This window comes from Rhodococcus sp. NPDC080181, assembly GCF_040702225.1.
Lineage (GTDB): Bacteria > Actinomycetota > Actinomycetes > Mycobacteriales > Mycobacteriaceae > Rhodococcoides > Rhodococcoides fascians.
In genome coordinates this window covers 1-6,873 of sequence record NZ_JBFBKN010000052.1, presented here as the reverse complement: position 1 = coordinate 6,873, position 6,873 = coordinate 1, and the positions used below count along the sequence as shown (strand labels likewise).

At 64.6% G+C, this 6,873-nt stretch carries 8 protein-coding genes and 1 pseudogene; 8 read left to right on the top strand and 1 reads right to left on the bottom strand.

Annotated features, from left to right (window positions below):
- Positions 1-369: 369 nt before the first annotated feature.
- Genes AB0O58_RS26570 through AB0O58_RS26560 form a run of 3 tightly spaced genes read left to right on the top strand, consistent with a single transcriptional unit; the run spans position 370 to position 2,369 of the window.
- The gene (locus tag AB0O58_RS26570; RefSeq protein ID WP_008720425.1) at positions 370-1,158 is read left to right on the top strand and encodes a GntR family transcriptional regulator; all 789 of its coding nucleotides are present in this window, start codon (positions 370-372) and stop codon (positions 1,156-1,158) included.
- A gap of 28 nt (positions 1,159-1,186) precedes the next feature.
- Positions 1,187-1,525, top strand: a complete 339-nt coding sequence (locus AB0O58_RS26565) for a rhodanese-like domain-containing protein (protein WP_008720426.1) — start codon at positions 1,187-1,189, stop codon at positions 1,523-1,525.
- Position 1,526: 1 nt separating this feature from the next.
- Positions 1,527-2,369, top strand: coding sequence for a sulfite exporter TauE/SafE family protein (locus tag AB0O58_RS26560; RefSeq protein WP_008720427.1), 843 nt, complete (start codon positions 1,527-1,529; stop codon positions 2,367-2,369).
- 84 nt (positions 2,370-2,453) lie between these two features.
- Here AB0O58_RS26560 and AB0O58_RS26555 read toward each other — a convergent pair whose 3' ends face one another.
- On the bottom strand, positions 2,454-3,005 hold the full coding sequence (locus tag AB0O58_RS26555) for a hypothetical protein (protein ID WP_008720428.1): 552 nt from the start codon (positions 3,003-3,005) through the stop codon (positions 2,454-2,456).
- Positions 3,006-3,111: 106 nt separating this feature from the next.
- Here AB0O58_RS26555 and AB0O58_RS26550 point away from each other — a divergent pair, with 106 nt between their 5' ends.
- The 5 genes and pseudogenes from AB0O58_RS26550 to lnt all read left to right on the top strand — a co-directional run.
- Positions 3,112-4,476 (top strand): IS256 family transposase, encoded by a 1,365-nt coding sequence (locus AB0O58_RS26550; RefSeq protein ID WP_317786061.1) that lies wholly within the window; start codon positions 3,112-3,114, stop codon positions 4,474-4,476.
- A gap of 223 nt (positions 4,477-4,699) precedes the next feature.
- On the top strand, positions 4,700-4,864 hold the full coding sequence (locus AB0O58_RS26545) for a hypothetical protein (protein ID WP_155288693.1): 165 nt from the start codon (positions 4,700-4,702) through the stop codon (positions 4,862-4,864).
- Between the two features lie 158 nt (positions 4,865-5,022).
- Positions 5,023-5,345: pseudogene (locus AB0O58_RS26540) on the top strand (cation-transporting P-type ATPase); the annotation flags it as partial.
- 360 nt (positions 5,346-5,705) lie between these two features.
- A complete protein-coding gene (locus tag AB0O58_RS26535) occupies positions 5,706-6,173 on the top strand; it encodes a hypothetical protein (protein ID WP_051048272.1) in 468 nt (155 codons plus the stop codon).
- Between the two features lie 36 nt (positions 6,174-6,209).
- The coding region (gene lnt, locus AB0O58_RS26530; protein WP_366239029.1) for an apolipoprotein N-acyltransferase at positions 6,210-6,873 on the top strand (664 nt) is incomplete at its 3' end.

Genomic DNA, 6,873 nt, shown 5'->3' with positions numbered 1-6,873 from the left:
CGGTTTGGTCCTGTGCTCGCCCTGTCGGCTCGCTGCGCCACCGACGGTGAGCAGACCCCAGACCGAGCAGGACCCCGGGCGACACTCCTGATCCGGCACCGACTGGCCTGACCCGGGACCGACTGGGAGGCGACGTGATGCCGCGTCGCTACGCGGACGGATTCACCAGGTTCGGCGCGATCTCCACCAGGCGCTCGTTCGTGCTCGGCGAGACTTTGTCGATGCGAAGGTCGTCTTGTTGCGTGTCGACCTGCGCAGAGCATCTCCCGTCCGTACGGATGTACGTACATTTGTTGTACAGTGGCCCCGAGGGCCAGCAGTCGGCGGCTCGAATTCGGATTCCGACACAGATCGACAGGAGGGCCTTTGATGGTTGAACCCGATCGCAGTGCCGCGCTCGACCGCTCCAGTGCGATGCCGCTGTGGGCGCAACTGCATGCTGATCTGGTCCGCCGAATCGGTGACGACGAATTCGCCGGCTCCGAGTTCCCGGGCGAGCATGCGTTGACGACGAGCTACGGGGTGAGCCGTCACACCACCCGCGAGGCCCTGCGGCACCTGCGGAACGAAGGAATCTTGATTGCAGAGCGTGGCCGGCCTTCTCGGTTGGCGGCTCCGCCGGTGATCGAGCAGCCACTCGGTGCGCTCTACAGTCTCTTCGCTGCGGTGGAAGCCACGGGTGTTGCTCAGCACAGCGTGGTGCGTGTACTCGAACTGCGGACCGACCCCGCGGTGGCCGCTACCCTGCGGGTCGGTCCCAAGGCGCCGCTGCTCTACCTAGAGCGCATCCGTATGGCAGGGACCATGCCGTTGGCGCTCGACCGTGCCTGGTTGCCGGGGGATCTGGCACGCGACCTCCTGGATGCGGACTTCACTCACACGGCTCTCTACATCGAGCTCGAGAAGCGTTGCGGCATCCGCCTGACCGGTGGCCGCGAGGACGTCACTGCCGTCGTCCCGGATCCGGAGGATGCGGCAGCACTCGAACTCGATTCGAAGACCTCCGCGCTGTCGATCCGCCGTTCGGGTTGCATGAATTCCCGGCCGGTGGAGTTGCGGCACACAGTGATTCGAGGAGATCGGTTCACCGTCTCGGCCACGTTCTCACCGAGCGACGGCTATCGCTTCGTGCCGGCCACGCCGCTGCACGCCCTGTAAGCACCCACTGATCCAAGGAGCGTTCTTCATGACTGGAGCACCACCGGAAGCCGATCCGGCCGCCGCACACGCTTTGATCGCCGAATCGGGAGCCATCCTGATCGATGTCCGCGAGGACGACGAATGGGCAGCCGGCCACGCCCCGGACGCCGTCCATGTACGCCTCGGCGATCTCGATCCTGCTGCCTATCCTCCCGAGCAGAAATTGGTCGTGGTGTGCCGCTCGGGCGCTCGGTCGAGCAAAGCTGTCGCGGCCCTCACCGATGCCGATCGCACGGCGCACAATCTGTCGGGCGGTATGATGGCGTGGCACGAAGACGGCCGCCCTGTGGTCCGTGATGACGGCACGCCCGGCTCAGTAATTTGACATGGTCGCCATCCTCGCGATCGCAGTCGCCGCAGGGATTCTCATCGGGCTTTCCCTCGGCGCGCTCGGTGGTGGGGGATCGATACTGACTGTTCCTGCTCTGGTGTACCTCCTGGCGGTTGAACCGCAATCGGCAACGAGCGCCTCGCTGATCATTGTCGGAATCACCTCGATCATCGCGGCCATCAGCCATGCGCGAGCACGGCACGTTCGGTGGCGGGCAGCGGCAGTGTTCGGACTTCTGGGCGCGGGCACCGCCTTCGGTGGGTCGATCCTCAACCGATCGGTCGACCCGCAGATTTTGCTGCTCGCATTCGCGGCTCTGATGATCGTCGCCGCCGGTGCGATGCTGCGCCGCACCCGGCGAGGACACGATGCCGACCTACCGACGCCGAACCCGGTCGAGACCGCGGAAACACGGTCGAGCGCCGTCGCGGTCGCCGCCAAGCCCACGAAAGTGAAGATCACTACTTCGCAGGTGGTCAAGCTGGTCGCCTCCGCGCTCGTCGTCGGCTGCCTCACCGGGTTTCTGGGAGTGGGCGGCGGATTCCTCATCGTCCCCGCCCTGGTTCTGGCACTGGGCTATTCGATGCCCGTCGCGGTCGGAACGTCACTGGTGATCATCTCCATCACCAGCGCGGGAGCCTTCACCGAACGCCTCGGCACGGGTGCCACCATCCCGTGGGAGATCGTCGTACCGTTCACTTTCGCGGCAATTACAGGCTCGTTCGCAGGAAAAGTCATCAGCGACAGAGTTTCTGCCACCACACTCACCCGTAGCTTCGCAGCCCTGTTATTCGTCGTAGCCGTCTACGTCACCGTCCAGGCATCCATGGCCCTGTAACGCACATCGTTGTGCATCACAGAGCCTATTTCTGCGCATGCAAATGCGTGACGTGTGTGGTCTCGGGACATACCTAACTGATCGTCACCGGGACATCGTTAACGGTCTCGGGGTCGGGTGGGCGTTGAAGTTTCGGATCGGTTTGGTGGTGGTTCCGGCGTGCAGTGAGAGTTTTGTGGGGCCGTCGAGAACTCGGAAATGGTGATCCTCGACGACCACGGTGAGGATGGTTCCGGCGTGTGTGCGGCCGACGGGCAATCTCTGGCCGTCGACCATGACGACACCGTCTATCGGCACTTTCCGGTGCACGCGTTGGGGGCCCGAGGGCGGCGGGAGGAGCGTCGTTGCTCGACGCACGCGGGTCAGTTGGCGGTTATCGTTGCTGATCAACGGATTCGGCAAGGTCTTGATCACATGGTTACCGGCGATGGCGTGGATGAGACCGCCCTCGATTCTGAGGGTGATGCGGGTTCCGGCGGTGTCCGGACCCAATGCGAGCTGATGGCCGAGCAGGGTGATCAGTCCATCGCGGGTGGCGGTGCGATCGACCTCGATCGGTGCCGCAGTGCGCAAGCGGGCACTCGGATCGAACGCGGGCAGTGCCGGCGCAGTCTGCCCTGCACGTGCGCCGCGCATGGTCAACCGGTCGAGGTCGGCGCTCGTCAGCTGGGAGGCACACCGTGGGGCGTGTCAGATGGTTTGTGTAAGAACGGACTGACACGGATGGAGCATCATCGTGACCATGACTGTGGACGGCAATCATGCAGATGACACGAACGATCGGGCTGAGCTCAGCGCCTTCGACGCCTTGAAGGCCTCGGGTGCCCTCGACGAGGTGATGGCCAAGATCGACACGGGCCAGCTGCAGATCACCGGGCAGGGCGGGTTCCTGCAGGAGATGGTCAAGGCGGTTCTCGAGCGCGGACTGCAGACCGAACTCACCGAGCACCTCGGATACGACAAGGGCGACCTTGCCGGCCGTCTACTTCCCAACGCTCGCAACGGTTTCAGCAGCAAGACCGTGTCGAGCGAAGTCGGCGATGTGCCGTTGGCAATCCCCCGCGACCGCGACGGCACGTTCGTTCCAACCCTGGTCCCGCGTGGTGCGCGCAGGATCGGTGGGCTCGATGACATGATCGTCGCGCTCTACGCCGGCGGCATGACAGTGCGCGACATCGAGCATCATCTTGCCTCGACCATCGGTACCGAAATTTCCCGCGAGACCATTTCCAAGATTACCGACTCGGTCCTCGAGGAAGTCCTCGAATGGCAGCGCCGGCCACTCGATCCGATCTATCCGATCCTCTATCTCGATGCGATCGTGGTCAAAATCAGGTCCGGTCAGCAGGTCACCAACAGGGCTGCGCACATCGCCGTCGGTGTCGACCTCGACGGCATCAAACACGTGTTGGGGATCTGGGTTCAAGAACACGAAGGGGCGAAGTTCTGGGCCGGGATCTGCGCTGAGCTGGCAAATCGTGGCGTCAGAGACGTCCTGATCGCCTGCACGGACGGCCTCACTGGATTCGGCGACGCCATCGAAGCGACGTGGCCGCACACCGTCGTGCAGACGTGCACCGTCCACCTGATCCGCGCGTCGATGCGGTTCGTGGCCTACGGCGACCGCAAAGCGGTGGCGTCGTCGCTCCGGTCGATCTACACCGCACCCACCGTCGATGCGGCCCAAGCTGCACTCGACGACTTCAAATCCTCGCAGTGGGGTGTCAAGTATCCGACAGCGGTGCGGACGTGGGAGAGCGCGTGGGAGCGGTTCATCCCGTTCCTGGCTTTCCCACCGGCGCTCCGGAAGATCATCTACACCACCAATGCCATCGAATCGCTCAACTATCAACTTCGCAAGATCATCAAAAACCGCGGACACTTCCCCAATGATCAAGCGGCAGTGAAGCTTCTGTGGCTCGCGATCTGCAGCATCGAGGACAAGCGCGCCCGGGAGAGAGACCGCCTGAGCAAAGATCGACTCGCACCCCGCACCGGCAGGGAGGTCAACAGACTGATCGAAGGATCTCTGACGACCGGTTGGAAACAAGCGCTCGGCGCGCTCGTGATCAACTATCCGGACAGACTCGACCCTTATCTCACCTGAAAGCAAATTCGCTCACAGATAACTTGACAAGCTCCAACCGTGGTGACCACCAAACCGTCGATCACGGCGTGGATGCTGGCGAGGTCGGCCCACAGGGTTACCATGCGTCCGGCGAACCCCTTCCCGATCCACACTTGCTGTGCACCGACCAGATCGACGACGCCCGCCGCCGGTATGCGTAGGTCGATCTCGTAACCGCCGGCCATCCCTGATCGCGCCGAATATGGTTGTACGACAACAGACGCGGCAGACGCGGCAGGGGCGGCCGGCGTCGCACTTCGATACCGTCTGGGTCCCCGCAGAATACCACTTCGCGCTCCGTGACGGCCGCGGAGTCGGATTCACCTACATCGAGGGTGACATCGTCCGCGGAACCTCACGTCTGTGACCACCCGCCCCCGTGCCTGACCGCACCGGGGTACCCGCCCCACCGCACCGACTGGAAGGAACGCCCCTCGTCTACGACCGATCTCGACGAGCGCCCGTGGACCCGGCCGTGGGTTCCCATTCCGGGCACCGCGACGAAGTCCTCGACAGGCGGAAGCTGGCATCAACGACGGGCCGGCGTTGGCGAGCGCGGATCTCGGTTTGGCGATCGGCGCGGGCACCGATGTCGCCATCGGTCCGGGGACATCATAGTCGTCCGCGACGACCTCGGCGATGTGGTCGATTCGTTGGGGCTGGCCAAGGCCATACTGGCGACCATCAAGGGAAACATGGTGTGGGCGTTCGGGTACAACATCGCTGCCATCCGCATAGCGGCCGCAGGTCTGCTCAACCCGCTCCTCGCGGGCGCTGCCATGGCGTTCTCGTCGTTCTTCGTCGTATCGAACAGCCTCCGGCTGCGTCGGTACCCCGCTACATCCTGACGACCCGGGAGGGATACCTCGGCGAACAGTGAACTGGTGTCGCCGCGTCAGCGAACGTGAAGTGATCGCGCTGTGCGTGGCCGCGCCGCACGACCGGCCCGGCCACGCACTCCTGCGCAGCACGCCCGGTCAGCCACCGGGCGGATTCGTACCGACGTCATCGCCGCGGTACCTACAGTCAGTCGCATCCGCGGGTGCCGAAGTTCCCGCGTCGATCCGGGAACTTTCTCCGCCCGCGGTGCGACTGGTGGTCGACCGGTCATGAGCTGCGCCGACACAGGACGCGGCCGACGGATGCGGCCGATACCGCAGTTCACGGGAGGGTTCGAAGTGCACGACGATCTTCGCCACTATCGGCCCATGTTCGAGGCCATCGAACGACGAGTGCTGGCGACGGTAGAGATGGCTGCCCACGAGCGCCTGCGTGCGGCTACAGTGATCGCCGTAGCAGGGCTGGGTCTGTGCCTGGGCCAGTCGGGCGAGGCAACGGGCTGGGCAACATTGCTCAACAATGCAGCGGCGCAGGCGGAATCGACCAGCATCGTCGCTGTCATTGCCGCCCATGCCGGTGTGATCTTCTGTCTGATCTGCTCAGCCGCCGCACTCCATACCCGAATGATCCATCTGATCGTTCTCGCCGCCGCAGGATGCGCCAGCACTTCGGTCCTGGCGATGTTGTCCATCTGGACACGCCAGTCCGCTCACGACAGTTCAACTCTCGCCGGCCCCGGCCCTGGCGCGCTGATCGGGCTGCTCACCGCCGTGGTTCTCACCGGGCTGTGGACACGACTGGCCCTTCGCCCGGAGCGTCGCGTCTTCACGTACTGATCGAGCCACCATTCCGCCGAACCGACAGAAGGATCGATCCCGTTCGGCGGCTTCCCTTGGGGCCGCATCGCATTCGGTCAATCCGACGGACCGCTGCTGCCTCTGGCTGCGGTGATCGGCGCGCCGGGGTTGTCGTTCGTCGTGGTGCTGATCGGGTCCGCTCTGGCCGGCGTCGTTGCCTCCGGTCGCATCACCCGCAGAACTGCAGCAGCGTCGTGCATCGGTGTGGCCACTGCTGTAGGGGCGCTCACGATGGTGGCTCCACTGTTCGCTCCGCCGCCGCAGGACACGGTCACCGTCGCCTTGGTGCAAGGCAACGTCCCGCGTCTCGGTCTCGACTTCAACGCCCAACGACGCGCGGTTCTCGACAACCATGTTCAGCGCACCATCGAGCTCGCCGCCGACATCGACTCCGGCCGCGTACGCGCACCCGACCTGGTCATCTGGCCGGAGAACTCCTCCGACATCGATCCCCTGCGCAACCCCGACGCCGCCGCACGTATCGCCGCCGCGGCCCGCGCCGTCGGAGTCCCCGTACTCGTCGGCACGGTTCTCCGCCGAGACGACGGCACCACGAGCAACACCTCGATCGTGTGGGATCCCGGCACCGGGCCCGGGCAGAGGCACGACAAGCGGCAACTGGTGCCGTTCGGGGAGTACCTGCCGATGCGCACGATCGTCACCGCACTCTCTCCCTATG